Origin of the sequence: Nocardia sp. CA-135953 (assembly GCF_050955735.1) — a bacterium.
Lineage (GTDB): Bacteria > Actinomycetota > Actinomycetes > Mycobacteriales > Mycobacteriaceae > Nocardia.
Map to the genome: position 1 here is coordinate 4611282 of NZ_CP192082.1, position 25627 is coordinate 4636908.

The 25627-nt window shown below is 65.7% G+C and carries 23 protein-coding genes; 4 read left to right on the forward strand and 19 right to left on the reverse strand.

Going from position 1 to position 25627, the window contains the following annotated elements:
* Window positions 1–13 precede the first annotated feature (13 nt).
* From ACQPXH_RS21220 to ACQPXH_RS21290, 15 genes are all read right to left on the reverse strand, one after another.
* Complete coding sequence (locus ACQPXH_RS21220) at window positions 14–832, reverse strand: SDR family NAD(P)-dependent oxidoreductase (RefSeq protein WP_433598284.1); 819 nt, start codon at window positions 830–832, stop codon at window positions 14–16.
* Window positions 829–2103: an acyl-CoA dehydrogenase family protein gene (locus ACQPXH_RS21225; RefSeq protein WP_433603526.1), complete on the reverse strand. Its 1275-nt coding sequence runs from the start codon at window positions 2101–2103 to the stop codon at window positions 829–831. The genes ACQPXH_RS21220 and ACQPXH_RS21225 overlap by 4 nt, the downstream gene beginning before the upstream one ends.
* Before the next feature lie 216 nt (window positions 2104–2319).
* A complete protein-coding gene (locus tag ACQPXH_RS21230; RefSeq protein WP_433598285.1) occupies window positions 2320–3093 on the reverse strand; it encodes an SDR family oxidoreductase in 774 nt (257 codons plus the stop codon).
* Between the two features lie 174 nt (window positions 3094–3267).
* Window positions 3268–5085 (reverse strand): flavin-containing monooxygenase, encoded by a 1818-nt coding sequence (locus ACQPXH_RS21235; protein ID WP_433598286.1) that lies wholly within the window; start codon window positions 5083–5085, stop codon window positions 3268–3270.
* 349 nt (window positions 5086–5434) lie between these two features.
* Entirely contained in the window at window positions 5435–5977 is a 543-nt protein-coding gene (locus ACQPXH_RS21240) for a VOC family protein (protein ID WP_433598287.1), read from the reverse strand.
* Between the two features lie 94 nt (window positions 5978–6071).
* On the reverse strand, window positions 6072–7328 hold the full coding sequence (locus ACQPXH_RS21245) for an amidohydrolase family protein (protein ID WP_433598288.1): 1257 nt from the start codon (window positions 7326–7328) through the stop codon (window positions 6072–6074).
* Between the two features lie 69 nt (window positions 7329–7397).
* Window positions 7398–7793, reverse strand: a complete 396-nt coding sequence (locus ACQPXH_RS21250) for a carboxymuconolactone decarboxylase family protein (RefSeq protein ID WP_433598289.1) — start codon at window positions 7791–7793, stop codon at window positions 7398–7400.
* 171 nt (window positions 7794–7964) lie between these two features.
* On the reverse strand, window positions 7965–8429 hold the full coding sequence (locus ACQPXH_RS21255) for a limonene-1,2-epoxide hydrolase family protein (RefSeq protein WP_433598290.1): 465 nt from the start codon (window positions 8427–8429) through the stop codon (window positions 7965–7967).
* 41 nt (window positions 8430–8470) lie between these two features.
* A complete protein-coding gene (locus ACQPXH_RS21260; protein ID WP_433598291.1) occupies window positions 8471–9061 on the reverse strand; it encodes a hypothetical protein in 591 nt (196 codons plus the stop codon).
* A 338-nt stretch (window positions 9062–9399) separates the two neighbouring features.
* Window positions 9400–9900, reverse strand: a complete 501-nt coding sequence (locus ACQPXH_RS21265) for a DoxX family protein (RefSeq protein ID WP_433598292.1) — start codon at window positions 9898–9900, stop codon at window positions 9400–9402.
* A 93-nt stretch (window positions 9901–9993) separates the two neighbouring features.
* Window positions 9994–10758 (reverse strand): enoyl-CoA hydratase/isomerase family protein, encoded by a 765-nt coding sequence (locus ACQPXH_RS21270; protein ID WP_433598293.1) that lies wholly within the window; start codon window positions 10756–10758, stop codon window positions 9994–9996.
* Window positions 10759–10836: 78 nt separating this feature from the next.
* On the reverse strand, window positions 10837–12411 hold the full coding sequence (locus tag ACQPXH_RS21275; RefSeq protein WP_433598294.1) for an acyl-CoA synthetase: 1575 nt from the start codon (window positions 12409–12411) through the stop codon (window positions 10837–10839).
* A 90-nt stretch (window positions 12412–12501) separates the two neighbouring features.
* Window positions 12502–13485 (reverse strand): aldo/keto reductase, encoded by a 984-nt coding sequence (locus ACQPXH_RS21280; RefSeq protein ID WP_433598295.1) that lies wholly within the window; start codon window positions 13483–13485, stop codon window positions 12502–12504.
* Window positions 13482–14360: a sugar phosphate isomerase/epimerase family protein gene (locus ACQPXH_RS21285; RefSeq protein WP_433598296.1), complete on the reverse strand. Its 879-nt coding sequence runs from the start codon at window positions 14358–14360 to the stop codon at window positions 13482–13484. The genes ACQPXH_RS21280 and ACQPXH_RS21285 overlap by 4 nt, the downstream gene beginning before the upstream one ends.
* A complete protein-coding gene (locus tag ACQPXH_RS21290) occupies window positions 14357–15337 on the reverse strand; it encodes a TIGR03621 family F420-dependent LLM class oxidoreductase (RefSeq protein WP_433598297.1) in 981 nt (326 codons plus the stop codon). Before ACQPXH_RS21290 ends, ACQPXH_RS21285 begins: the two co-directional genes overlap by 4 nt.
* A gap of 202 nt (window positions 15338–15539) precedes the next feature.
* Between ACQPXH_RS21290 and ACQPXH_RS21295 the strand changes: the two genes are divergently transcribed.
* Both ACQPXH_RS21295 and ACQPXH_RS21300 read left to right on the forward strand, forming a co-directional pair.
* Window positions 15540–17045 (forward strand): aldehyde dehydrogenase family protein, encoded by a 1506-nt coding sequence (locus ACQPXH_RS21295; RefSeq protein WP_433598298.1) that lies wholly within the window; start codon window positions 15540–15542, stop codon window positions 17043–17045.
* Window positions 17046–17160: 115 nt separating this feature from the next.
* On the forward strand, window positions 17161–17943 hold the full coding sequence (locus tag ACQPXH_RS21300) for an SDR family oxidoreductase (RefSeq protein ID WP_433598299.1): 783 nt from the start codon (window positions 17161–17163) through the stop codon (window positions 17941–17943).
* Between the two features lie 63 nt (window positions 17944–18006).
* Here the strand turns inward: ACQPXH_RS21300 and ACQPXH_RS21305 are convergent, their stop codons facing one another.
* From ACQPXH_RS21305 to ACQPXH_RS21320, 4 genes are all read right to left on the reverse strand, one after another.
* Window positions 18007–19680 (reverse strand): GMC family oxidoreductase, encoded by a 1674-nt coding sequence (locus ACQPXH_RS21305; protein WP_433598300.1) that lies wholly within the window; start codon window positions 19678–19680, stop codon window positions 18007–18009.
* A gap of 22 nt (window positions 19681–19702) precedes the next feature.
* Complete coding sequence (locus ACQPXH_RS21310) at window positions 19703–20911, reverse strand: cytochrome P450 (RefSeq protein ID WP_433598301.1); 1209 nt, start codon at window positions 20909–20911, stop codon at window positions 19703–19705.
* Window positions 20912–21045: 134 nt separating this feature from the next.
* Window positions 21046–22611 (reverse strand): class I adenylate-forming enzyme family protein, encoded by a 1566-nt coding sequence (locus ACQPXH_RS21315; RefSeq protein ID WP_433598302.1) that lies wholly within the window; start codon window positions 22609–22611, stop codon window positions 21046–21048.
* 100 nt (window positions 22612–22711) lie between these two features.
* Window positions 22712–23932, reverse strand: a complete 1221-nt coding sequence (locus tag ACQPXH_RS21320) for an amidohydrolase family protein (RefSeq protein WP_433598303.1) — start codon at window positions 23930–23932, stop codon at window positions 22712–22714.
* A 127-nt stretch (window positions 23933–24059) separates the two neighbouring features.
* On the opposite strand from ACQPXH_RS21320, the gene ACQPXH_RS21325 reads away from it, so the two are divergent.
* Window positions 24060–24440 (forward strand): Zn-ribbon domain-containing OB-fold protein, encoded by a 381-nt coding sequence (locus ACQPXH_RS21325; RefSeq protein WP_433598304.1) that lies wholly within the window; start codon window positions 24060–24062, stop codon window positions 24438–24440.
* Window positions 24440–25597, forward strand: a complete 1158-nt coding sequence (locus ACQPXH_RS21330; protein WP_433598305.1) for a thiolase family protein — start codon at window positions 24440–24442, stop codon at window positions 25595–25597. Before ACQPXH_RS21325 ends, ACQPXH_RS21330 begins: the two co-directional genes overlap by 1 nt.
* The last annotated feature ends 30 nt before the right edge of the window (window positions 25598–25627 follow it).

The window sequence follows — 25627 nt, forward strand, 5'->3', positions numbered from 1 at the left end:
CAGCAGTCACCGGTCACGCTTCACCACCCGCCATCCGCACCAACCGTTCAGCCCGCGCGAGGACGCGAGCCGCGGAGCCCGGAGTGGGCATGACCAGAAGCCGGTCCTGTTCGATCCCCGCCACGGTCGCCCGCGCCACATCGGTGAGGGTCAGTGTGCTGGGCGGCCGATTCTCCCGGGGCCAGGCCGTCGACGGCGTGGCCCCGTTGGATTCCAGTTGCTCCGGACGGTTGCGCTCGGATTCGTGGATGCGGGTCCGCACCTGCCCGGGACACACCACCGTGGCCCCGACGTGGGCACCGACCCGGTTCAGCTCTCCGGCCAGTCCGTCCATCACGGCCACGATCGCGTGCTTGCTTGCCGCGTACGGCGCGTTCCCGGGCAATTCGAGCAGACCGCCCATCGAGGCGATCGTGACGACATGTCCGCTGTCCTGAGCGACGAATCCGGGAACGAACGCCCGGATGCCGTTGAGCGCGCCATGTAGATTGACACCGAGCACCCACTGCCAATCCCGTTCGGACAGTTCCCAGCACGGCCCCCGGGGCCCTACCACGCCGGCGTTGTTGACCAGCACATCGACCCGGCCGAACGTGCGCAGCACCCACTCGCGCGTCTCGCGCAGCTGCTCGAGACTGCTGACATCGGTCACGGTGCCGGCGACGTCGTGCCCGGCCGCGCGCAGCTCACGCACTGCCTGCCCAAGTGCGGCGTCCTCGACGTCGGTCAGCGCGACCCGCAGCCCCGCCTCCGCGAATGCCGTGGCCACGACGAGCCCGATGCCGCTGGCCGCGCCCGTGACGACCGCGACCAGGCCGGGTGAAAGCCTCACGGCGCGACCGGCTTTCCGGCTTTGCCCGCAGCAGGCTCCCCAGCGATCGCGGCCGCCCGCCGGGTCGGGATGTGTTCGGTGGGCCAGGGCCCGTCCACCGGTTGATAGCTCTCGAGCACCCGCCGGGCGACGGTCTCGCGGTGCACCTCGTCGGGGCCGTCGTAGATCCGGGCCGCGCGCGCCCACCGGTACATGTACTCGAGCGGCATATCCGAGGACACCCCGAGCGCGCCGTGCGCTTGGACCGCGCGATCGATGACATCGTGCAAGATCTTCGCGCCGTGGTATTTAATCGCAGCAATCTCGTTGCGCGCCTCGGAAACACCCTTGGTATCGATGACCCACGCCGCGTGCAGCGTCATCAGGCGCAGTCCCTGCATCTCCGCGTAGGAGTCGGCAATCCAGTTCCGCACCGTCTGCTTGTCGGCCAGTGTGCCGTCGCGGGTCTGCCTGCTGACCGCGCGCTCGCACAGCATGTCGAACGCGCGTCGACACTGGCCGAGCCACCGCATGACGTGATGGATCCGCCCGGGGCCCAACCGCGCCTGCGATATCGCGAACGCTCGGCCCCGCCCACCGAGCAGCGCGTCACGGGGCACCCGGCAGTTGTCGAAGACAATTTCGGCGTGCACACCGTCCAAACCCATCAGCGAGGTCTCGGACACGATATTCATCCCCGGAGCGCCACCGGGTACGAGCAGCATCGAAAATCGCTGATGTACCTTGGCCGCGGCGGGCTCGGTCTGCACCACCACGAGCACGAAGTCCGCGAAGGCGGCGTTGGACGCAAACCACTTGTGTCCGTTGATAACCCACTCGTCCCCGTCGAGTGTGGCCGTAGAACTGATCAGCGTCGGATCAGAGCCCGCCGTGGGTTCGGTCAGCGAGAAGCTGGAGAACAGATCACCGGCCAGAAGTGGCCACAGGTATCGCTCCTTCTGCTCGTCGGTACCGAAACGGGCGAGGATTTCGGCATTGCCGGAATCCGGCGCCTGGTTGCCGAAGATGGGTGGAGCCAGCCTGCTGGCACCCAGAACCTCATGCAGCAGACCGAGTTCGACCTGCCCGTACCCCCGGCCGCCGAGCTCCGGATCGAGATGGCAGGCCCACAATCCCGCGTCCTTGACCTGCTTCTTCAGTGGCGCGGTCCGTTCGAGCAGTTCCTTCCGATCCAGGCGCAGCGTCTCGAGCGGATAGACCTCGTTGCTCACGAAATCCCGTGCCCAGCGCAGCTTTTCCTCGTACTCGGGCTCGGTGGAGAAATCCCACATGTGCTGTGTCCTTCGTTCGGTCACCTATTGAGCGGCGGAGCGTGGGACCGGACCTCGGGAATCTCGGTCCCCAAGGCCGCAGCGGGCGATTCACCGGCTCCGAGAAGTTGTTGACGCAAGGTTGCGGCGAGCCACCGTTCGTAGTCGTCCGGCGACCAGCCACGGTCATGGATGAGTTCGCGGTAGACCGCTTGCATTGGATACACCGATGCGCTCTTACAGTGTCGCGGGCTTGGCCCGGCGCCGATAGCGTTCGAAGTCGGTGATCCGCGCTCCCCCATCGATATCGAGCACCTGTCCGGTGACCCACCCGGCATCGTCACTGAGCAGGTACATCGCTGCGGCCGCCACATCCTCGGGCTGCCCCACCCGTCCCATCGGGGGGATGCGCACATTCGGCGAGTTCCATAGGGCTTCCGCCTTCTCGGTCTGCACCAGACCGGGCGCGATGGCATTGACCCGCACACCCGGCGCGAGCTCGACAGCCAGGTAGCGGGTCAGGTAATCCAGCCCCGCCTTGGTCATCGTGTACGGGCCGTTGTCGCTCGTGTACGCCTGGCCACCGATCGAGGAGATGTTCAGGATGCTGCCGCCATTGCGGCTCATCCAGGCACGCCAGGCCTCCTGGCACCACAGCAACGGGCCACGCAGATTGACGTTCAGCGTCTTGTCCAACCTCGGCAGGTCGACCTCGATCAGCGGACCGTGATAGGGACTCGTGGCCGCGTTGTTGATCAGATAATCCAGCGAGCTGAACTTGCTCAGCGTATCCGCGACACTCGCAGCGATATCGTCGGGATTACCCGCATTGCCCGCCCGGTACTCCACTGCCGCGGTGCCCAGCTTCCGCAATTCCGCGACTCTTTCCCGCAGCGGTTGTTCCTTGCGCGCGACGAGCATGACCGCAGTTCCCTGGAGAACCAGCTTCTCGGCTATCGCGGCGCCGATCCCTTTGGACCCTCCCGTGATCAGGGCAGCTTTTTCTGACACGAGTTCACTCCCGTTCGATGAAGTGCGACTGCACTCGATGAAGGCTAACTCTATTCAGCACGAAAACAAAGGCATGAAAAAAACTGAACAATATTCGCATGAAGACACGTTCAGGACGGTCACGGCGAATATATTCGTGACCGTCCTGAAACCAAATATCGGGCGGCGCTGGAGTCAGCGCTCGTAAGCTATATCCAGATCCTTTTCGAATCCCGATTCACGCCACTTGTCGCACAACTCGATGTATTCGAAAGGACCACCACCGTAACCGCCCGAGAAGATCGAGATTCCGTCCTTCTTCCCCTCGTTGTTGAAATATCCGGGGGTGCATTCCTCTTCGAACTTCGCACGGTCGAGCGACTTGGCCACCATCGTGGCCGCCCACCCGTCCTCGGCCTCCTGCCGGACCTCCATGGTCTCGATCTGCTCATCCAGGCAGCGCTTGATGATCGAGGCGACGTGCGCGCTCTGCTCGCTGAGGATGTGCGGAACATTCGTGGTCAGCCCGGCATGCATCTTATTGCCGACGATGAACATGTTCGGGAAACCACGGGTGTAGATGCCGTGCAACGACTTGCACCCGTCGGCCCATTTATCCGCCAGGTCCAGGCCGTCACGACCGAGCAACGAGAATTCGCCGGTCTGATAGGTCGGGACACCGACCCGGAATCCAGTGGCGAAGACGATGCAATCGACCTCGTAGGACTTGCCATCGAATTCGATGGCGTGCTCGGTGATGCGCTCCACACCACGACCGTCGGTATCGACGAGTGTGACATTGGGCCGATTGAAGGCTTGCAGGAACTCGTCGCTGAACAACGGCCGCTTGCACCACAGGTTGTACCACGGCTTCAAGGACTCGGCCAGATCCGGATCCGCGACGACGGAATCAACTCGTTCACGAATCTGATTCATCTTCTCGAAGTCGGCCAGCTGCATTATCTCCGCCGGATCCAGTTCCGCCTCGGCGCCGGCCTGCTCACGCCGCAAGCGGGCGACCTTGCTCCAGACATCGGTCCAGCGGTCATTGACCATATCGTCGTCCGGCGGGCGGCCGATGAGAATGGAGGTGAAATTCTCCATCCGCTTCTTCTGCCAGCCCGGCTCGAGGCTCTCGAACCATTCCGTATCGGTCGGCTTGTTCGCCCGCACGTCGACCGACGACGGTGTGCGCTGGAAGACGAAGAGCTGCTGGGCCGACGCCGCGAGCTGCGGAACACACTGAATGGCCGTGGCCCCGGTGCCGATCACCGCGACGCGCTTGTCCGCGAGCCCGGTCAGCTCACCGGTCTGGCTACCGCCGGTGTATTCGTAGTCCCACCGGCTGGTGTGGAACGCCTTGCCCTTGAAGTCCTCGATGCCGGGGATGCCGGGCAGCTTGGCCAGATGCAGGCCACCGCTACCCAGGACGATAAAGCGCGCACGCATCACGTCGTCCCGATCGGTCTCGACGATCCAGCGCGAGGAGCCCTCGTCCCAGTGGATCTTGGTGACCCGGGTCTGCAGACAGGCATTGTCGTACAGGTCGAAATGCTTGGCCAGCGCTTGGCAGTACCCGAAGATCTCCTGGCCGCGCGCGTACTTCTCGGTCGGCATGTAGCCGAGTTCCTCGAGCAGCGGCAGGTAGATGTAGGACTCGACGTCGCACCGGATTCCCGGGTAGCGGTTCCAGTACCAGGTGCCGCCGAAGTCACCGCCCTTCTCGACGATACGGATGTCACGCACCCCGGCTTGGCGCAGCCGCGCCGCGGTGATCAGACCGGAGAAGCCACCGCCGAGGATCATCACCTCCACCTCGTCGGTAAGCGGCTCGCGGGTGAATCCCGGCTCGACGCAGGGATCCTCGGCGTACGTCTCGAATTGCCCGGTCAGGTCGATGTATTGGGAAATCCCGTCGGAGCGCAGGCGCTTGTCCCGTTCCTCGAGGTACTTCTTGCGCAGCGTTTCCGGGTCGTACTCCGCCCCGGGGCGACGCGTCACAGTCTCAGTCAAGCTTCCTCCTACGAACCAAGCAGGGCGTCACCGGAACGAGCCGACGCCGCTCGCCATTGCCGAAGCCTGCATCCTGAATGCAGGTTTCAATTATTCTGTCCCGCCGTAGTCGGCGGGGGATGGTCGCGACGATCGCAATGCTCGGCAAGATCACTGCGCGTCGCGTCATCGCATGCGGTGCCACACCGACCGACATTGACGGGCAGAATGTGACACCCTTGATATCATTCTGGATCCTACATCCAGCATCTGTCAAACAGCACTTCGGAGACTATGTCCAGGAGGCCCGTTCCTGGCCTCCGATGCCGCCGGATACCCACGCGGGCCACATAGGCGTGCGCTTCCGGGCTCAGAGCGAGGGGGTGACCTTCCGAATCCCGTCGGTCCCGTCCCATTCCCGCGAGGCTTCGGCAATCTGGTCGAAAAACGTTCGCAGACCGCCGATTTCGATCAACTCGACCAGTAAGCCCTGCCGCACCGGATCGGCGTAGTAGCAGAAGTGCACCCGTGGCCCCGCATCTCCCCACTGCACCAGCTCGAGGCCATTGTCCCGGCGGGCGGCCGACTCGGCCTCGTAGTCCTCGACGAAGTACCCGACGTGGTGTAGCGCCCCGGGACCATACGGATTCATATCGCGATAGGCACTCGGAGTGTCGTTACGCAACTGGATCAGCTCGATCTGCACGCCACCGGCCTGCGCCAGCGCGGTAGAGCTGACGACCTGGGTCTTCTCGCCGCGATAGTAGAGATTCGAGGTTGCCGAGCGCTCGAGATAGAAGAACGGGCCGACACCCATCGTCTCGTTCCAGAAGGCCATCGTTTCCTCGATGTCCTCGACGACGAAGCCGAGCTGATCGACGCCACGCCATTGCCCGGAACCGGTTGTTGTCACGGTCGGGTCACCATACTTTCTTCGTTATATCCAATGCCGTCGATCAAGTGCCGGCCGAACTCTTTTGCCCCGGCCGGCACTTGTGGGTCGCGTCTCAAGAGGTGACAGTCGACCAGTCGATGGTGGTCCGGAAATCGCGCTCACCGGAGGCGATATCTTCCGGGACCTCATGGCTGAACAATTTCGCGGCGTTACGCCAGGTGATCTTCTCCGCCTCGTCCCTCGGGATGTCTTTGAGCAGTTCCTTCAGGAAGGGCTGGGTGTGGGGCCAGCTGCCGTCGGCGTGCGGGTAGTCCACCTCGATGGTGATCTTGTCCAGGCCGATGCGGTCGCGCAGCAGGAAGCCCGACGGGTCGTCGAAGGTGCAGAAGTAGAAGTTGCGCGCGAAGACCTCGGTCGGCGAGTACTGCTTGTCCCGCCACCCGTCGAACGTGGACGCCATGCCGGCGTGCGATTCGATGTACTTCAGCCGATCGAAGATCATCGGAACCCAACCGATACCGCCCTCTGCCAGGCTGATTCGCAGATTCGGGAACTTGGACGGGACACCCGAGTACAGCCAACTCATGCCGGACAGCAGGGCGTACGCGGGGAACAGCGCGACGAAGACATCGCGACCGAGGTCCTTGTCGACGTCGTTCAGCATGCCGGACGAGCCCGTGTGCAGCGAGATCACCGTGTTGGTTTCCTCGCAGGCCTTGAAGATCTCGTCGTAGTGGCCACTCGCGAGACTGGGCAGCCCGAGCTTGGAAGGCACCTCGGGGAAGCTCAGCGCGCGGACGCCGCGCGCCGCATTGCGGTAGATCTCCTCCGCGCCGATCTTGCCGTCCAGCAGCCACGGCACCTGCAGCCCGATGATCCGGTCCGGGTACGGGGACATCCATTCCTCGTAGTACCAGTCGTTCCAGGCCTTCGCGCAGGCCAGGCCCAGCTCGGGGTCCTCGAGGTCGGCGAATCGCGCACCACCGAATCCAGCGACCCGGGACGGGAAGCACAGCGACGCGTAGACGCCGTTGAGGTCCATGTCGTGGATGCGAGCCTCGATGTCGAAGCAGCCCTTCCGCAGTTCCTGGAAGTTGGTGGGCTCGTCGTCCCACTCTTCCGGCGGGCGACCGGCGACCGCGTTCAGGCCCATGTTGTGCAGGACCTGGTCCTCGATTTTCCAAGCCTCGACGCCGTTGACATCGATGATCCGCGGCCCGCGATCACCGAACTTGGCGGGAATCCGGCCGTTGAACATGTCGGCGGGCTCGATCAGGTGATCGTCGGTCGAGATCACGAAGTGATTGAGCTTCTTCTCCGGAATCGGTTCCGGCAGAAAGGTTACCGAGCGTTCAGTCGTAGTAGTCATTACACCAAACCTTCTCCCACAACGGGTCTGATAATTTCGAATTCGAACACCTGGAAAACCGGACCGTGGTCATCCGGCGTCGGCTTGTTCCTTTGCAAAGCTCTCGGCGACTTCGATGAGAGCCAGCATCGCCTCGGTCGCCAGCGGCATTCCCGCGTAGTTGGCCAACTGCATCACCACCTCCGCGATCTCCTCTGGCGTGTTGCCGTTGCGGAGCGCGCCGCGAATGTGGAACCGCAATTCACGCTCGGTCCCCATCGCCGCGAGCATCGCGACATTGACCAGGCATCGCGTTTTCAGGTCGAGTCCGGGCCGGGCCCAGACGTCCCAGGTGCGCTCACCGCTCCACGCGAGCAACGGCTGCGCCAATGGCGAATCCACCATGGCCTGGACTTCAGGCGTACGAGCCTGCAATCCGCCCAGGACCTTTTCCCGAACCGCTCGGCGTGCTTCTGCGTCGCTCACATATCCCTCCGGAATCCTGGATCCAGTATTTTCAAAGTATAGGTCGCCCCTGCCGCTCGACGCAACGGTGACCCGCTCGGCCTGCGATGTTCCGATCCCCGCCGCATCGCCACGACGGCCGATCCGATCGAATTCGCCTCAGCGCTCGATCATTCGGAGTCGTTTACCGACTCAGGACGGGCGGCTCTCGGCATACCGATGCCCGACGATCCGCCCGAACTCAGCCAGATCCACACCGAGTTCGATCTCGAAAACGCCGAGGTCGTAGTAGTCCCGCCAGCTGGCCACCCGGCCGTCCCGGACGGTGAACACGCTCGCGACCCGCATGGCGAACACGTCGCCCTTCGGAAACGTGCCGGGCGGGAAGCGAAACGAGTCGATCCGCTCGTGCATCACGACATCGCCGTCCTCGATCTGGTGCACGATGTCGAACCGCTCCGCGGTGCCGACCTCGTAGAGCGCGGCCAGCCTCGATCGCACGATCTCGCGCCCGGACACCACCTGCGCCGGCGGTTGCATCGGGACGTTCTCGAAGACGATGTCGTCGGTGGCGAGATCGTCCAGGGCGCGGTCCAGCTCCCCGTCTCGCATGGCCCGAGTGAACTCCCGGACCACTTCACCAGCTGAGTCAGACATACCTTCTCCTTCTATGGAAACGCCGAAAGTGATCGAGACACTTACGATGCGGCGCTGTGCACGGGCGCCGCGACGGGCCGCACGCTCAAGACCTGCGCACCGTCCGCCGGCAACGCGCGAATTGTGAAGCTGTGACCGGCGTCGACCTGAACCATGTGCCCGGCGGGAACTTCGTCCCCGTCCACCGCGACCGTCCCGTTCAGAACGAAAAGGAGCAGGCCGAATTCGATGTTCTTCCACTCGACCGGCTTCGCTGCGGGGACGTCGACCACCGCTACCGGCGGGCGGTCCGCGGCCTGGTCGGCCGGGATCAGGTGGCGCATCGTCAGCCCCGTAGCGGGGTCCTGCGCCCGCGTCACCGACTCGGGATCGAATACGTGCAAGCCGCGCTCGGACAGGCCGCCCGCCACGCGGTCCAGGGAGTTCACGATGCCGTCGGCCTCCGCCTTCGCGATGTCCTCGGCGGTGGCCACGACGGTGTTACGGGCCCAGGCACGACGGATCATCAGGAAGTCGCAGCCGTCCGGCCCCGCGGCCTCGGCGCCGTAGATGGTCCGGGCGTCGTTGTAGGCCATGCCGCCGCTGCCGACCTCCTGGTCCCCGACTGCGGCCGAACCGCGCAGGATGAGCATGAACTCACCTTCGGTGTGCCAGTGCCGGGTGAATACGTAGTTGGGCCGAAAGCGTATGGCGGAGACCGGAAACCGATCATCGTCGGGAGAGGGTTTGACGAACCACTTCTCCTGCACCCCCGAGTTCCGGGTCGCCTCGGGATCACGGCCCGCCCGCGGGGCAGGATACGACCATTCGATCGCCGCGGGGTCGATGATGTGCACCCCACGCCCGGATGTCGGTAGGACAGCTACTTCGCTCACGACCACGCTCACTTATTCACTCGACCGGCGACCGACGCCACCCGATGCGCCGGCTGGACAATCGTCCGAACCCCCGCTGTTACGTGCGGTAGCAATCAGGGTTCGTGGTAGAACGTGGCCAGTTGGGTGGCCGCACCGGCCACGCCGAGCACGGCCGCGACCACAGCGGCCCGCCCGCCACGATGCTCGATACCCAGGCCACGGTCGATACTCCATCGGCCGGGCCCCAAGCCCGCCAGCGCTACCGAGGCCGCAGCCAGGTTGGCGACGTACTCCCAGCCCTCACCAGTGATGAAGAAACCGTTCTTCCGGTGGACCGAATAGGCAGCTACGCCCATCGTGCCGACGACCGCCGCCGAGGCGAGCGTCGTGCCTGCCCCTGCCAGAAGTGCGACACCCGCGCCGATCTCGGCGACGGCACTGGCCTGGGCCTGCAGGCGCGGCTCCCGAAAACCGATGGACCCGAACCAGCCCGCGGTACCGTCCAGGCTCCGTCCGTGTTTGACACCGTGCGCAATCATGGTGCCCCCCACCGCAGTACGCAGTAACAGGCGGGCAATCGCCTTGCCGACCCCGCTCTCTTCACTGCCGTTCATTCGACTCCTCGTTGTTCACATACCGCAAGAACCACGGAGCGGCTGTGCTGCCCGTGGTCCTGCCTTGCTTAGCCTGATTTTGATCAAGCGGTCTCAGCGGCCCTTGTAGGCCGGGGGCTCTTCGCGGTTGGCTGCCGCGGCCCACGCCGCCTTCGTGTCATCGGTGCTGCGCAGCAGATAGGCGAACGCGCGCTCGAGCTCGTAGTCCTCGTCCACGTGCATCGCGCGGTGAACCAGGCGCTTGGTCAGCGCCATGGTCAGCGGCGGACGGGCGGCGATCTCCTCGGCCAGCGCCCGCGCCTCCTTCATCAAGGACTCGACGGGCACGACCTTGTTGACCAGGCCGTACTCCAGCGCTTCCTGAGCGTTGATCTTGCGCCCGTTCAGGATCATGTCCATCGCGCGGTGCTTGCCGACCATCTTCGGCAGATAGTTCGTCGACATCGCGAACGGATTGACACCCAGCTCGACCTCGATCGCGCCGAACACGGCCGTCTCACTCGCGATGATCAGATCGCACAGGTGCGCCACTTCCCAGCCGCCCCCGAGGGCGTACCCGTTCACCGCGGCGATGATCGGCTTCTTGAAGTGCAGCAACGTCTTCCACATCAGACCGTACGAGTAGTCGTACGCCAGGCGCTGCGGCATCGTCGCGTTCTTGTCGAACTCCGTCTTGGGCTCCGGCTTGTTACGCAGATCGGCGCCCACGCTGAAGGCGCGGCCACGGCCGGTGATGATGACCACACGCACCGCCGGATCGTGCTCGGCCTCGTGCAGTGCGGCCTGGATCTCGCTCTCGGTCGACAGCGGGTCGATCGGGTTCAGCCGGTCGGGCTGGTTCAGTTCCAGCAGCGTCACACCCTTCTCATCGGTGGTGACGACAATGCGCTCATATTCGGTCATTGCTCTCCTTTTACGTTTCCGGAATATCCGGGTTCAGATGCTGCGGGTGTGGTTTTCCCAGTACGGCGCCCGAACCTGTCGCCGCAGCAGCTTGCCGTTCGATTGGCGAGGCAACGCCTCGACGAAATCGACCGATCGCGGTGACTTGAACTTCGCGGTGCGCTCCCTGGCGTGATCGATGAGCTCCTGCGCCAGTTCCGGGGTGCCCACGACGCCGTCGCGAAGCTCCACAACGGCTTTGACCTCTTCGCCCCATTCCTCGTTCGGTACCCCGATCACCGCGGCGTCCTCGACGGACTGGTGGGCCAGCAGAGCGGCCTCGACCTCAGCCGGGTAGATGTTCACGCCACCGGAGATGATCGTCTCCGCGGCCCTGTCGCACAGGAACAGATAGCCCTCGTCATCGACGTATCCGATATCGCCGACAGTCACCCAATCGCCATGCCGGGCCGACGCCGTCTTCTCCGGATCGCCCTTGTACTCGAACGGCGTGACGAGCTTGAAATGCACGAGTCCGGCAGTGCCCGTGGGCTGTTCGACACCCTGGTCATCGAGGATGCGCAGATCCGCACCGGCGTAAGGGCGGCCCACCGTTCCCGGCCTGCGCAGCCATTCCTCCGGACTGACCTGTGTGCCACCGACTTCCGAGGACGAGTAGTACTCCCACACGATCGGACCGAACCACTCGAGCATCGCCCGTTTGACGTCCGGCGGGCAGGGCGCGGCCGCGTGGACGACCGCCCGCAGCGAGGACACGTCGTAGGAAGCGCGCACGTCCTCGGGCAGCCGGAGCATCCGGTGGAACATCGTGGGGACGAAGTGTGAACCGGTGATGCGGTGCTTCTGGATCAGTCGCAGCGTGTCCTCGGCGTCCCACTTGTCCATCAGCACGACCGTCTGCCCGAAGTGCAGCGCGGCCATGCCGTACCCCAGCGGAGACGGGTGATAGGTCGGCCCGGTCACGAGATGGGCTTCATCCTCGCCGATGCCCAGGCCCGAATGACCGAACAGCCTCGTGGAGAAGTTGACCGCGGCCGTGTCCGCGTCGCCCTTCGGGCGGGGCTTGAGGACCGCCTTCGGCTTACCCGTGGTGCCCGATGTGTAGTAGAGCCGGTGACCGGGACCACGGACGGCGGGTGCGGCGGGCGATTGCGCGGCCTTCCACGATTCGTAGCATGTGAACCCCTCCGCCGAGCCGCCCACCAGCAGCCGACGCTCCGGCGGTATGTCGGCCGCCTCGGCGGCCGCACGCACGACGTCGGCGAATTCTGCCTGCGCCACAACAACTTTGGCACCACTGTCCCGCAGGATGTAGCCGATCTCTTGCGCCGTGAGATGCCAATTGACCGGGGTGAAGTAGCCACCGATCTGCAGCACCGCGGAGAAGACCTCATAGACCGTGTGGCCGTTCTTCAACACCATCGCGACTACGTCGTCGTCACCCAGCGAGAACGCGGCAAGTCCGTTCGCCACGCGGTTTCCGGCCGCGTTCAGCTCGGCGAATGTCGTGACCGCGCCGTCCGGATCGATGACGGCGGGCTTATCTCCGAGCACTTCGGCGCGCTGCCAGAACGACTGCGTTGTACGTTCCTCGGTCCGGACGCCCATGCACACCTCCATAAGATCTTGGATCCAGGATTCCTGAATAGTAAGGCGATGTCAACGTTAGTGCGCCACATCACTGCCGGCCGGGGAACATCATTCGTCCCGGCCGATCGAATCGGCCTCGGCCAGCGTCTGTGCGGGCACGCCATCGGTCGCGACTGCGATCAGCTCGGCCAGTTGCCGCGCCGAACCCGCACCGACGATCGCCGCGGTCACGCTCGGACGCGAGAGCGCCCACCCCAGGCACACCTGAGCCGGGTGCAGACCGGCGGATTCGGAGATTGCCGCGAGCCGCTCCGCACGTCCGGTGAGTGCTCCTCCCCCGTAGCGCCCGGCCACGGCCGGGCGCGATGACCTGGCCGAGCCTCCGGTGAGGACACCACCGGCCAGCACCTGGAAGGCCAGCACTCCCACCCCGGCCGCGCTCGCGGCCGGGAGCAGTTCCGCCTCGGCCTTGCGGTCGACCAGGTTGTAGCGGACCTGCACGGACTCGAAGCGCGCCAGCCCTTCTCGCTCGCTCAGCCACAGTGCCCGGTACAACTGCCATGCCGCGTACGCCGAGCACCCGACGTATCGCACCTTGCCGCTGCGGACCAGATCCTCCAGAGCCCGCAGCGTTTCCTCCAGCGGAACGTCCGGATCGAATCGATGCACTTGGTAGAGATCGAGGTAGTCGGTCCGCAACCGGTTCAGGCTGTCCTCGACCGCGGCGATGACGTGCTTACGGGACAGGCCGGCATCGGTCGGCGCGATACCGTGCGACCACCGCTCGGCGTGATCCGCGCGACCCGCCACGACCGCAGCGTGGTCGGCATCCGAATCTCCCGGGCGCAGACCGACTTTGGAGCAGATCACGAGCTGATCGCGACGAGCGTGCGGTAGCGCCGCACCCAATATCTGCTCGGATTTCGAACCGGCGTAGACATCCGCTGTGTCGAACGTGGTGACCCCCGCGTCCAGCGCGGCGGCCACCAATTCGGTCGCCGCCGCCGTGTCCACGGTGTCACCGAAGTTGGCCGTGCCCAGGACAAGTGAGGAGATGGTCAGGCCCGAGGCGCCCAGGCGCGTATACCTCACTCGGTGCTCCGCGAGGATGACGCGGCGGCCAGCACGTTGCGGGCCGACCTCGCCGCTTCGGAGGCCGCCCGGCCGACCGGGAGCCCCTGGACGTGCGTGGCGACGACCTCGACGCCGACCGGCACGTTCACACCGCGCTCGTTCAGCACTCGCAGCAGACCTACGACATCGAGCGCGCCTTCACCCGGCCAGAGCCGAGCGCTGATCGACTCTTGCAGCAACGGCATTACGGGATCCGCGGCGCCGTCACCGAGCTGAACGGTGACAATCTTGTCCGCGGGCACAGTACGCAGCACCTCGGGCGCGTCGGGCCCGCGCAGGTGGTGCCACACATCGACGACCAGACCGCCGTTGGGCCGATCGGCTTCGCGCACGACCTCCCACGCCCGTCCGAGTGTGGACAGCGCGAAGAACGGCATGTACTCGAGGCCGACCAGCAATCCGTGCTCGGCGGCGCGGTCGCAGATCCCCGCGAAACGCTCGACCAGCAGCTCCGATGGCGGTTCCTGGCCGGGCGGCACACTGGCACCCACGTTGAGATGTCTCGAGCCGAAGGCTTCGGCGAAGGCGTAGATGCGTTCTTCGGCGGCGCGGTCCGCGGCCAGCCGCTCACCGGCGGCCCACCAGCCATTGAGAAACTCGACCTCGGGCACCCCGACCCCGTGCTGGTCGAGGATCTCGCGCAACTCCTGGTTACCGACCCCGGACTCACGCAGATGGTCGTGGTCGAGCACGGTCAGCCCGATGCCGGTGAACCCCGCGTCTGCCGCGGCTGCGACACGCTCGGCGAACGAGTTCCGGGCCGGCTCGTTGACCGGTGCACCCGAGATCGTGTGGTGCGACGCGATCAGACCCGCTTCGCCCAAGACGCTCACTTGCCCACCAGCCTCTCCACCACTGGCGCGAACGACTCCATATCGGCTTCGCGGACGGTGACGTAGTTGAATCCGTACCGCTCCCGGCGCTCGACGAGCGTGTCGCAGATACGAGAGACGTCACCGATCAGGACGTGCGGATGCTCGAGCAGTTCGGACAACGGGAGATCGAGCATGCCGCCGGTCTGGGCGGGCAATGCGGCGGCGGCACCTTCCACGTCGTCGGTGACGACGGTGAAATAACTGCCTATCTCCAGCTGAATGTCGTCGAATCGGTCCCCTGCGGCCGCGCGGACCAGGTCGACCTTCTCCTTCGTCAGTGCCGCAGTCGCGGAGCGGGGACCGTCCGGTCCGAGCTTGCCGGTCGCGTTGTTGATATTGAATGCGACGATGTCGGCGACTCGGGCGGCCAGACTCAGGACCTTCGGTCCGCCGCCGCCGATGGTGATCGGCGGATTGCCCACGGGCTTCGGAACTCCTTCGAATCCCGACGCGTGCACACCGTGTGTGCCCCGCACGTCCACTTGTCCCTCGCCGAAACAGGCGCGCAGCACCTCGACTGTCTCGCCCAGCCTGGCGATCCGCACACCCGGACGGTCGAACGCGATCCCCATCGCGGCGTATTCCGCGGCGATCCAGCCCGCGCCGAGGCCGATGTCGAGGCGACCCTCGCTCAGCAGGTCGAGCGTGGCCAGCTCCTTGGCCAGCACGACCGGGTTGTGGTAGTCGACGCAGAGCACGCGGAATCCGATCACCAGAGTGTCGGTCACCGCAGCGGCCAGCGTGGCGGCCGGTATCGGGGCCACCTCCTGTATCGGGTGGTGCGCTTCGGCCATGGCCGGCCCGGGGCCGAGGTAATGATCGTTGTAGAGCAGCGAGTGATAGCCGAGCGCCTCGGCGCGCTTCGCATGGTCGGTAATGGCCTTGGCGGAGTTGCCACTTCGGGACATGAGTCCGAACCGGAACGGATGAACCATCGACTCCTGCCTTTCGATCCCGCTCCGAGCTGCCGTGGCACTCGACCGGGCATTGACGATTTGAAATCCTGTATGCAGGATACACAGACTCCCGAACCCAGGTAAAGTAGTGTTCGTTCGAACGTATCCAGGATCCTAATTTCTACCGAGCGTATTCGCGTGGGCCGCCTTGCGGGCCAGGACGCGGGACGGGAGCAACACAATGGACGGACAAGCCCGAGCGCTGGACCGCGAGATCGGCCTGGAACCGCGTCTGCTGATCGACGGCAAGTTGGTACCGGCAGTGGACGGCGCCGTCTACGACAACATCGACCCCTACCAGGAGCAGGTGCTCGGTACCGCTCCCGACGCGGACGTCGCCGACGCCGACCTCGCGGTCGCCGCAGCGCGCACCGCCTTCGACGAGGGCACATGGCGCAGCGACCCGGCTTTTCGCGCGCGCTGTCTGCGGCAACTCCAGAGCGCCCTGCGCGCGCACGCCGAACGGCTGCGCCCCGTGCTGGTCGCCGAAGTCGGCTGCCCGGTCGTCATGACCCGTGAGCTGCAGCTCGACAAGACCATCGACGAGATCGACTACTGGGCCGGACTTGCCGAGGGCTACCGATACGAGTCGTGGCTCGAGCCCGTCCCGGGAGCGACAGGCGACAGCGACCGGCTCGTGTTGCGCGAAGCAGTCGGCGTGGTCACCGCGATCACCCCGTACAACTATCCGTTCCAGCAGATCATGCTGAAGCTCGGCCCCGCGCTCGCCGCCGGGAACGCGGTCGTGCTCAAGCCCTCGCCACTGACGCCGTGGACCGCGAATCTGTTCGCCGAGTTGGTCGCCGAACACACAGATATCCCTGCGGGCGTGGTCAACATCCTGACCTCCTCGCGCGACCGCATCGGGGTACAGCTGACGACCGACCCCCGCGTGGACATGGTGACGTTCACCGGCTCGACCACCGTCGGCGCGGCGATCGCCGCCGCCGCGGGGCAGACGACCAAGAATCTCGTCATGGAGCTCGGCGGCAAATCCGCCAACATCATGCTCGACGACGCCGACCTCGAGTCCGTGGTCCGGGCGAACGTCCTGCGGATGACCCGGCACGCCGGTCAGGGCTGCTCCAATCTGACGCGCCTACTGCTGCCTCGCTCCCGCTATGAGGAGGGCCTTGCCATCGCGGCCGACGCGGCAGCCGCGATCCGGTGGGGCGACCCGTCCGATCCGCAGACCCACATGGGTCCGCTGATCAGCGCAACCCAGCAGGCCAAGGTCCTGTCGTTCGTGCAACATGCCCTGCACGATGGTGCACGAGTGGTCGCCGGCGGCGGCAAGCCCGAGACTGCGCACGGCTACTTCGTCGAGCCCACGGTGCTCGCTGATGTCGAGCCGTCCTCCTTCGCTGCCCAGGAAGAGGCATTCGGCCCGGTACTGGCCGTTATTCCGCACGACGGAGACGATCACGCGGTGGCGATCGCCAACAACTCCGAGTTCGGCCTCGCGGGTGCAGTGGCCTCGGCGTCGGCGACGCGCGCGGTGGCGGTGGCACGGCGCATCCGCACCGCCATCGTCGACTGCAACGGAGCGAAGTACTACGGCGTCGATACTCCCCGAGGCGGCATGCGGCGCAGCGGAATCGGCGACGAATACGGGGTCGGTGGTTTCGAGGAGTACACCGAGGCGCGAGTGATCAGCATGCCCGCGGGCACGCTGGCGCACGACTGACCGCCCCGGACGAACTTCGGGCCAACCTCGGGGTCGCCCGCAAACCACTGACCCGCGATGTGTTGGCAGCAGTGCAGAAAGCCGTCGCAGCGCCAAGTCACTGAAAGGGAACCCTATGACCGATGTACCTACCGACCCGTTCCGGGACGACATGCTCAAAGGCCGAGTCGTATTCGTCTCCGGCGGCTCGAGCGGCGTCAACCTGGGCGTCGCCACCCGCTTCGCGGAGAAGGGCGCACACGTCACACTGGTCAGCCGCACCGAGGAGAAGCTGATCGCCGCGGCCGACACAATCACCTCGGCCGGCGGCAGCGCCGACTACGCAGTGGCCGACGTGCGTGACGCCGAGGCCGTGCGCGCCGCACTCGAGCTGTGCCACGAGCGCCACGGCCTGATCGACGTCGTGCTGTCCGGCGCGGCCGGGAACTTCCTCGCGCCGGTGAACAAGCTGTCCTCCAACGGATTCCGCACGGTCATCGACATCGATCTGATCGGGACCTACAACGTCCTCAAGCACAGCTACGATCTGTTGCGGCGGCCGGGCGCCGCACTCATCTCGATCAGCGCGCCACAGGCGGTCCGGCCGATGGCCGAGCAATCGCACGCGGGTGCGGCGAAGGCCGGAATCAACATGCTCACAAAGAATCTCGCGCTGGAATGGGGCGGCGAGGGCATCCGGGTCAACGCCATCTCCCCCGGCTACATCGCGAACACCGAGGGAACCAGCCGGCTCATCGATACCCCGGAGAAGTCCGAAGCACTGCTGCGCAAGATCCCGGTCGGGCGGCTGGGCGAAAAAACGGAAATCGCCGACCTGGCATTGTTCCTGGCATCGGACCGGGCCGCCTACATCACCGGAGCGATCTTCGACTGCGACGGCGGTCTGACGCTGAACTGATTCCCGAAAGGTAAATGGGGGCCGCCGAATTCGGCGGCCCCCATTACTGTGGATGCGTGACGGTCAGCTCACGGTCCCGGCGATACTCGCCGGTTGCCTGATCAGATCCGCGGCGCGTTCCGCCACCGCGACCACCGCCGCGTTGGTGTTGCCGCTGACCAGGGTCGGGAAGACCGACGCATCGGCAACGCGCAGACCAGCGATTCCCCGCACCCGCAACTCGGGATCCACCACTGCCTCATCGTCCGATCCCATCCGGGCCGTGCCGACACCATGTTCAGCCCGGAAGGTGTGCGTACGCAGATACGCCTCCCACTCGTCGTCGGACTGCACGTCCGGACCCGGCTTCAGTTCTGCCACAACATGTCCGGCGAGCGGCTCCGCAGCATAGATATCGCGCAACATCCGCGCCGCGGTAATCATCTCCCGCACATCCGAGCGCTCACCCAGCAACTGCATGTCGATGACCGGCCTGCCGGTGGGATCGCCGGCGCGGAGCCGGACCGTGCCACGAGAGCTCGGGTGCAGCACACACGGATAGGTCGTGACCGACGACTGCGGAAGCAGTTTCATCGCGTTGACGTCGTGGTTGATCGGCCCACCCAGCGGATCGTCGGTACCGGCGTCCTCCACCGAGGTCGCCGACGGCTTGCCGACGACACCGAACGGACTGAACATGATCTGGTATCGCGAGGCCCCCGAATCCGAGGTGCCGGCGTAGACCATCGCGTGGCACGACGGGCTCGTGACCGCACCGCGCCCACGAATCACGTAGTCCAGGCCGTGACGCAGCACCCGGCCCGGCGTCAGTTCCTGGTTCAGCGTGCGCATGTCGAGCTGGTGCAGGAATAGCGTGATCGGATGTTCCTGCAGGTTCGAGCCGACACCCGGCACGTCCGCGACGACATCGATGCCGCTTTCGCGCAAATTTGCGGCGGGACCGATGCCGGACAGCATCAGGAGTCTGGGTGTGGCGAACGTTCCCGCGCTGAGCACGACCTCGCTCTCCGCGCGCACCCGATGCACCTGGCCACCCGTGCGATACATGACACCGGTGGCCCGACCGTTGTCCATGAGGACCTTCAGCACTTCGGCACCGGTGCGGATGGTGAGATTACGCCGACGTCTCGCCGGCGCCAGGTACGCGCGGGCGGTGCTGTGCCGCCAGCCCCGCCGCTGGGAAACCTGGGAGTACCCGACGCCGGTCTGCACCGCGCCGTTGTAATCCTCCTGGAGCGGATGCCCGGCCTTCTGCGCCCCTTCGAGGAACAGGTCCGTCACCGGATGGTCCACTCGCACCGGAGTAACGTGCAGCGGTCCGGCATATCCGCGGAACTCGCTGCTGCCGACCTCATAGTGCTCCGCGCGCCGGAAATACGGCTCCATCGTCGCGAAATCCCAACCCGGACAACCATTCTTGGCCCACGCGTCGTAGTCCGCAGCGTGCCCGCGCACCCACATCATGCCATTGATGGAGCTGCCGCCGCCGAGCAGCCGACCTGCCGCCCAGCTCTCCACCACGCCGTCGCGGCTGGCGTCGGGCTCGGCCTCGTAGCGCCAGTTGAATCCGGCGTTGAGCTGTTTGACTCCGGCGGGCACCTGCACGAACAGATTGCGGTCCGTCGGACCTGCCTCCAACAGCAGGACGCGGCGGGACGGGTTCTCGCTGAGCCGGGCGGCGAGGATGCAGCCGGCCGTACCGCCTCCCACCACGACGACATCGAATCGGTCTTTCACGGGCGCCTCCGAAATGACGTGTTCACCGGGGAGGTTCCGGGGTGAACACTGCGGGCATGCTGATGTAACCGTCCACGTTGCCGCTCGCCGCGTACCGGCGGGACTCCTCGCGGACGATGCGATGGTCGGGAAGCCGAACCACGATCCGCTCGATCATGACTTCGAGCTCGAGCCTGGCGACATAGGAGCCCACGCAGCGGTGGATCCCCCAGCCGAACGTAACGTGACGGCTGGGCGGGCGGTCGATGTCCACCGTCGCCGGATCCGGGAACACATCGGGGTCGTGATTCGCGGACAGCACCGAAAGCATCACGCGCTCACCGGGTTCCAGGACGGCATCGCCCAGTACCGTCTGCTCGGTCACCCGGCGCGAGAGTTGCCAGACGGGCGGAAAGACCCGCAGGAGTTCTTCGACGATCTGGGGCACCACACCGGGCTCGTCGATGATTCGCTGCCGGAGATCGCGATCGCGGTCGAGATAGTCCAGGGCGTGCGCGAGCGCGTTGGTTGTGGTGTCCACGCCACCGCCGACGAGGGTCATCAGGATTCCGACGCAGTCATCCACCGGCAGTGGCGCACCGTCGATTTCGGCGGTGACGATGCGGCTGACCATGTCGTCGCCGGGCTCGGCCCGGCGCTGGTGAGTCAGCTTCTCGAGCAGATCGCGAACCCAGCCCATCTCCGCGACTACCCGGTCGAATTCCGCGCTGTTCTTGTCCACCGACTCGTAAGCGTGGAATGGCCAGGCGATCCGCTCGGCCAGCGACTCGTCGATCTCCAGCAGCACGGTCACGACCATCGCGGGCACCGGCGCGCCGATGTCGGTGACCACGTCGAATCGACCGTTCGGAGCAAGCCGATCCAGCAGACGATCGACGTAGCCGAGCACCATCGGGCGCAGCGACTCGACGGAATTGCGACGCAGCCAGGGTTGCACGAGCGAGCGATAGCGGACCCCGAGCGGCGGGTCCATTTCCAGCGGCAGCAATGGTGCCCGCTGAGTGGTCGGGATGGTGGATCCGCCGCTCCAGCTGCCGTCGGGTTCCTTGGTCTTGGCCGAGGAGAACCGGGCTGTGTCGGTCAATGCGGATTTGATGGCTTCATATCCGCTCATCACCCAGAAGCCGCCGTGCGCGTCGCTCCAGCCGACCGGGCATTCGCTGCGCAGTTCGTCGTGTAGATCCCGGGCGGTGGTGCCGTACTCGGGTGAGTGATGATCGACCGGGCACACGGGGCGCCCGTCCGATTTCGCCGGCGGCACTCGACCGCCCTCAGTGGCTGAATTCATGAGTTGCCTCCAGGCATTGCCTGTCGAAAATGTTGTGCTGTAGAGAAATTCGTGCGCTTCGAAATTTCGGTGCGGACCTAATCGGTCCGCTCCAGCTGTCCCCGGCGCTGGGTGGCGAGCTCACGCACCTCGCGCTTGAGGATCTTGCCGGTCGATCCCTTCGGCAGGTCGTCGACCAACAGCACCCGGCGTGGCTTCTTGTAACCTGCCAGCTTCTCCCTCACCCATGCCATTACGGTGTCCTCGTCGACTGCCTCCGGCGACCGCGGAACAATCACGGCGGTGACGAGTTCGCCCCACTTTTCGTCAGGGATGCCGACCACGGCGGTCTCGGCCACGCCCGGCAACTCGCGAAGCACCCGCTCGACCTCGGCCGGGTAGACGTTGAGGCCGCCGGTGATCACGATGTCCTTCACGCGGTCCACCAGCGTGTACAGTCCGTCGCCGTCGACCGAGACCACGTCTCCGGTGCGGTACCAGCCATCCACGAGGGACTCCGCGGTCGCTTCGGGCCGACGCCAGTAGCCGACCATCACATTGGGCCCACGCACCCAGAGTTCGCCTGTGCGCACACCGTTGTCAGCCGCGGCGTCGGCGCCGTTCTCGTCCACGAGACGCACGTCCACGCCGAGCGCCGGATATCCGGCCGGAACGACGTCACGACCAGGCAGCCGCGGATCGGCCTGCTCACGATGACGCAGCGCCAGCACCGGATGCGGCGCTTCACACGAGCCGTAGACCTGGGTCACCACACCGCCGAGGACCTCGGCCGCCGCATCGAGGGTCTGGCGGGACATCGACGCGCCGCCGTAGGTCAGGTTCCGCAGACCCCACGCGTTCGTCGTCGGGTCCGTATGCGCGTGCTCCACCAACATCTGGATCATCGTGGGCACGACGAACGACGAAGTCCCGCCCGACTCCCGGACCGCACGTAGGAAGATTTCCGGCTCGAATTTCGGGATCACGATGTTGCGCGCACCGCGGACGAAGAACGTCAGCAGCTTGGACGCCGACCCGTGCGAGAGCGGCCCGGCGTGGATCATGCCGTCCGAGGGCGTCACGGCGAACTCCTCGACCAGCGACATCGTCGTCGCCGACACCCGGCACCGATCGAGCAGCATGGCGCCCTTGGGCCGCCCGGTCGTACCCGAGGTGTACAGGAATTGGCTCAGCCGCTCCGAATTCGGTTCCAGCACAGGCTCGTTCATCGAGGCGCTCGCGAGAATCTCCTCGTACCCGTGCACACCGGCCGCAGGGCCGTCGACGCTGATGACCTGGACCTTGCGGTCGCCGATGGTGTTACGCACGCGGTCGAGTTCGCTCGATTCCGTCAGCACGATGTCGGCTTCGGAATCGTCGATCACGAAGGCGCGCTCGTCGTCGGAGAGCTTGGGGTTGATCGGCACCTTGACCCGGCCCGCACGCGCGATCGCGAGATCGGCCTCGACATATTCGAGCCGGTTGCGCATCAGGATGGCGACCCGGCCGTCTTCGATGTCGGACAGGCCGTTCAGCGCGTTGGCCAGGCGAATGGTGCGTTCCCCCACCGCACCGAATGTTGCGGTCCGATCGCCGTCGACTACGGCGACGGACTCGCGGTGCGCGGCCACCGCTGCCCTGATCAGTTCGGGAATCGTGGGCATGAGAGAAATCGCTCCTAGCGTGTGCCGGTCGAGGCGGAGCCCGGTACCGGGTATGGAGAAATACCGGGGCTCAGGTCACTCGTGTGTTCGGTGCCGCTGGTCAGGCACCGGTGGCGGGAAAGTGGAACAGCTCGCGAGCATTCGTCTCGCAGATCTTCTTCACATCCGCGTCCGGCACGTCCGCGAACTCCTCGGCGGCGAGCTTGCGCGCGTCCGGCCAGTTCGAGTCGTTGTGCGGATAGTCGCACTCCCACAGCATCCGGTCGATGCCGATCCGGTCGCGCAGCGCGATCGCGGTCGGGTCGCTGATGAAGCAGGTCCAGAAGTGCTTGCGGAACAGGTCCGAGGGACGCTCGGTCTTGTCGATCTCGAGCCGCGTGCGCTCCCAGGTGTAGTCCATCCGGTCCAGGATGTAGGGCACCCAGCCGCTGCCGCCCTCGGACAGCGCGATCTTCAGCTTCGGGTGCCGGTTCAGCGTCCCGGAGAAGATGATGTCGGCCGTCGCGCTCATCGAGTTCAGGCCGCACAACGCGATCGGCACGGCCGGTGAAGCCTCCGGACTCGGCACGAACATCTTCGAAGACGATCCGATGTGCATGCACAGTGGCAAATCGGTCTCTTCCACCGCGCTCAGGAACGGGTCCCAGTGCGTGGTCGAGTAGGACGGAAGCCCCAGCGGCACAGGGTTTTCCGTGAACGAGATGCACTTCACGCCACGCTCCGCGACGCGGTAGACCTCGGCGGCGGCGAGCTTGGGATCCCACAGCGGGATCAGGCCCATCGGGATGAACCGATCCGGTGCGGCAGCGCACCACTCGTCGATCATCCAGTCGTTGTAGGCCTTGATGCACTCCAGACCGAGCTCGTGGTCGTCGGCCTCGTAGAAGGTCTGGCCGCAGTATCGCGGGAAGGTGGCGAACACGATCGAGGCGTGGATGCCGTCGGCGTCCATATCGCGCACCCGGGCCTTCGGGTCGTAACAGCCCGGAATCATGTCGTCGTAGTGCCGGGCAACGATCTCGCTGCCCTGACTCGCCAACTGCTCGGCCAGCGTGCCACCGGAGATGCCTGCGGAGGCCTTCTTCTCACCACCGACCGCGGCTTTTCCCTCGTCGTCGTGGAAGATCCGGGTACGAACACTTCCCTGCATCGACAGCGGGTAGCGCCGACCGTTGTATTCCCAGTCGAGCTTGCCCTTCTCGACCTCGACAATCTTCGGACCACGATCGCGGAACTTGGCGGGCAGTCGATCCACCCAGATGTTCGGCGGCTCGATCACGTGGTCATCCACGGAGATCAACTGGACCGAGTCCTGGAGCATGTCGCGTACGCCTCCTTCTACGCCTGATGAGCAATCTCGCCAACGGTTGCGCGGCGACCGCTTCTCGATGGCTTGAAATCCTGCTTCCTGTAAACTACATCCTGGATTCAGAATTGTCACGCTGCCGATGAGCAGGGCCGGAGGTCGTATGCAGCTGTCCACGTTTTTCCATTCCGACAGCGGGGCCGTCTTCGTGCACGGCAGTCGGTGCACCGACTGCCGTGCCGCCGCATTCCCCGCGCGTCAGGTGTGCGCGGTGTGCGCCTCCCGAAATCTCGAACGGGAGGACTTGGCCGCCCGCGGCCGCGTGCGGGCGACCTCGCTCGTGCGGACACCACCGTTCGGGTTCGATCAGCCGATCACAGTGGGTGTCGTCGTCCTCGACTCCGGTCCGGCGTTGTTCAGTCTGCTGGCGAGCGAACTTCCTGCTGGGTCCGCGGTACAGGCCGTGCCGGGCCCGGTGCGCGCCGGCGCCGAGGGCTTCGTGTTCGAGCGAGTGATGGAGTGATGGTGACCGGAGTACACGTAGCCGGAATCGGTATGACGCCGTTCGGCAAATTTCCCCAGCGCGGGCTCGAGGACCTCGGCCTGGCAGCGGTGCTCGCCGCGGTCGACGACGCGGGCCTGCATCAGCGAGAGATCCAGGCCGTCTACGCCGGGCACGCCAGAACAGGGCGGTTGCTGGGGAGAGAAAACGGTGTGGGCCAGCTCGTGATGGCCGCGGCCGGCGTCCGCGGCATCCCCGTCACCGGTGTCGGGAACTTCTGCGCGTCGGGATCCACCGCTTTCCGCGAGGCGGTGCTGGCGGTGATGACCGGCCTCTACGACGTCGTGCTGGCGCTCGGGGTCGAGAAGTTGTCGGTCCGGCCCGAGAAGGGCAAGCCGCTGACTTCCGACGGCATGGAGTTCGAGGGCGAGTTCGGCTTCACCCCACCGGCGTTCTTCGCCCTCGTCGCGAAGAGCTACCTGGCCGAAATCGGCGCGGACGCAGCCGATCTCGCGCACGTCGCGGTGAAGAACCGGGCGCACGCGCAGCACAATCCGTACGCCCAGTACCGGGATCCGATCAGCGCCGAGGAAGTACTCACCTCCCGCATGATCGCGGATCCGCTGACCCTGCTGTCCTGTTGCCCGACCGGCGACGGCGCGGCCGCGGCGCTCGTGGTGTCCGACCGGGTGGCCGCGCGCCTGGACCGCAAGACCGTCCGCGTCGGGGCGACCGCACTGCTATCGGGCTGCGGGGACCCCACCGCGACAGGGCATTTCGAGGTCGACACCCGCGCCGCGCGGGTCGCCTACGAGCAGGCCGGAATCGGCCCGGAGGACATCGACGTCGCGGAGGTGCACGACGCGTTCACGGTGACCGAGGTGATCCACTACGAAGATCTTCTGCTCTGCCCGCCGGGAGAAGGCGTCAAGTACCTGCTCGACGGCCGGACTTCGCTGGGCGGGCAGATTCCCGTCTCCACGAGCGGCGGGTTGATGTCGAAGGGACATCCGCTGGGAGCCACCGGCATCGCCCAGGTGCACGAGATCGTCACGCAGCTGCGTGGCGAAGCCGGTCCTCGACAGGTGGCAGGCGCGTCCACCGGTCTCACGCACTGCGCGGGCGGCTTCCTCGACAACGACGTCGCGGTCAGTGCCGTGCACCTCTTCAGCGTCTGAACCCGTTCTCCCCCAAAAGATCTAGGAGCA

What these genes read in the sequence shown, in the direction of transcription:
- ACQPXH_RS21255 (WP_433598290.1), bottom strand. Translation starts at nt 8,429, where the DNA reads ATGTCTGACTCAGCTGGTGAAGTGGTCCGGGAGTTCACTCGGGCCATG.
- ACQPXH_RS21315 (WP_433598302.1), bottom strand. Translation starts at nt 22,611, where the DNA reads ATGCCCACGATTCCCGAACTGATCAGGGCAGCGGTGGCCGCGCACCGC.
- ACQPXH_RS21225 (WP_433603526.1), bottom strand. Translation starts at nt 2,103, where the DNA reads ATGTGGGATTTCTCCACCGAGCCCGAGTACGAGGAAAAGCTGCGCTGG.
- ACQPXH_RS21330 (WP_433598305.1), top strand. Translation starts at nt 24,440, where the DNA reads ATGGTGACCGGAGTACACGTAGCCGGAATCGGTATGACGCCGTTCGGC.
- ACQPXH_RS21265 (WP_433598292.1), bottom strand. Translation starts at nt 9,900, where the DNA reads ATGAACGGCAGTGAAGAGAGCGGGGTCGGCAAGGCGATTGCCCGCCTG.
- ACQPXH_RS21275 (WP_433598294.1), bottom strand. Translation starts at nt 12,411, where the DNA reads ATGGGCGTCCGGACCGAGGAACGTACAACGCAGTCGTTCTGGCAGCGC.
- ACQPXH_RS21290 (WP_433598297.1), bottom strand. Translation starts at nt 15,337, where the DNA reads ATGGTTCATCCGTTCCGGTTCGGACTCATGTCCCGAAGTGGCAACTCC.
- ACQPXH_RS21295 (WP_433598298.1), top strand. Translation starts at nt 15,540, where the DNA reads ATGGACGGACAAGCCCGAGCGCTGGACCGCGAGATCGGCCTGGAACCG.
- ACQPXH_RS21300 (WP_433598299.1), top strand. Translation starts at nt 17,161, where the DNA reads ATGACCGATGTACCTACCGACCCGTTCCGGGACGACATGCTCAAAGGC.
- ACQPXH_RS21325 (WP_433598304.1), top strand. Translation starts at nt 24,060, where the DNA reads ATGAGCAGGGCCGGAGGTCGTATGCAGCTGTCCACGTTTTTCCATTCC.
- ACQPXH_RS21260 (WP_433598291.1), bottom strand. Translation starts at nt 9,061, where the DNA reads ATGCTCATCCTGCGCGGTTCGGCCGCAGTCGGGGACCAGGAGGTCGGC.
- ACQPXH_RS21245 (WP_433598288.1), bottom strand. Translation starts at nt 7,328, where the DNA reads ATGACTACTACGACTGAACGCTCGGTAACCTTTCTGCCGGAACCGATT.
- ACQPXH_RS21320 (WP_433598303.1), bottom strand. Translation starts at nt 23,932, where the DNA reads ATGCTCCAGGACTCGGTCCAGTTGATCTCCGTGGATGACCACGTGATC.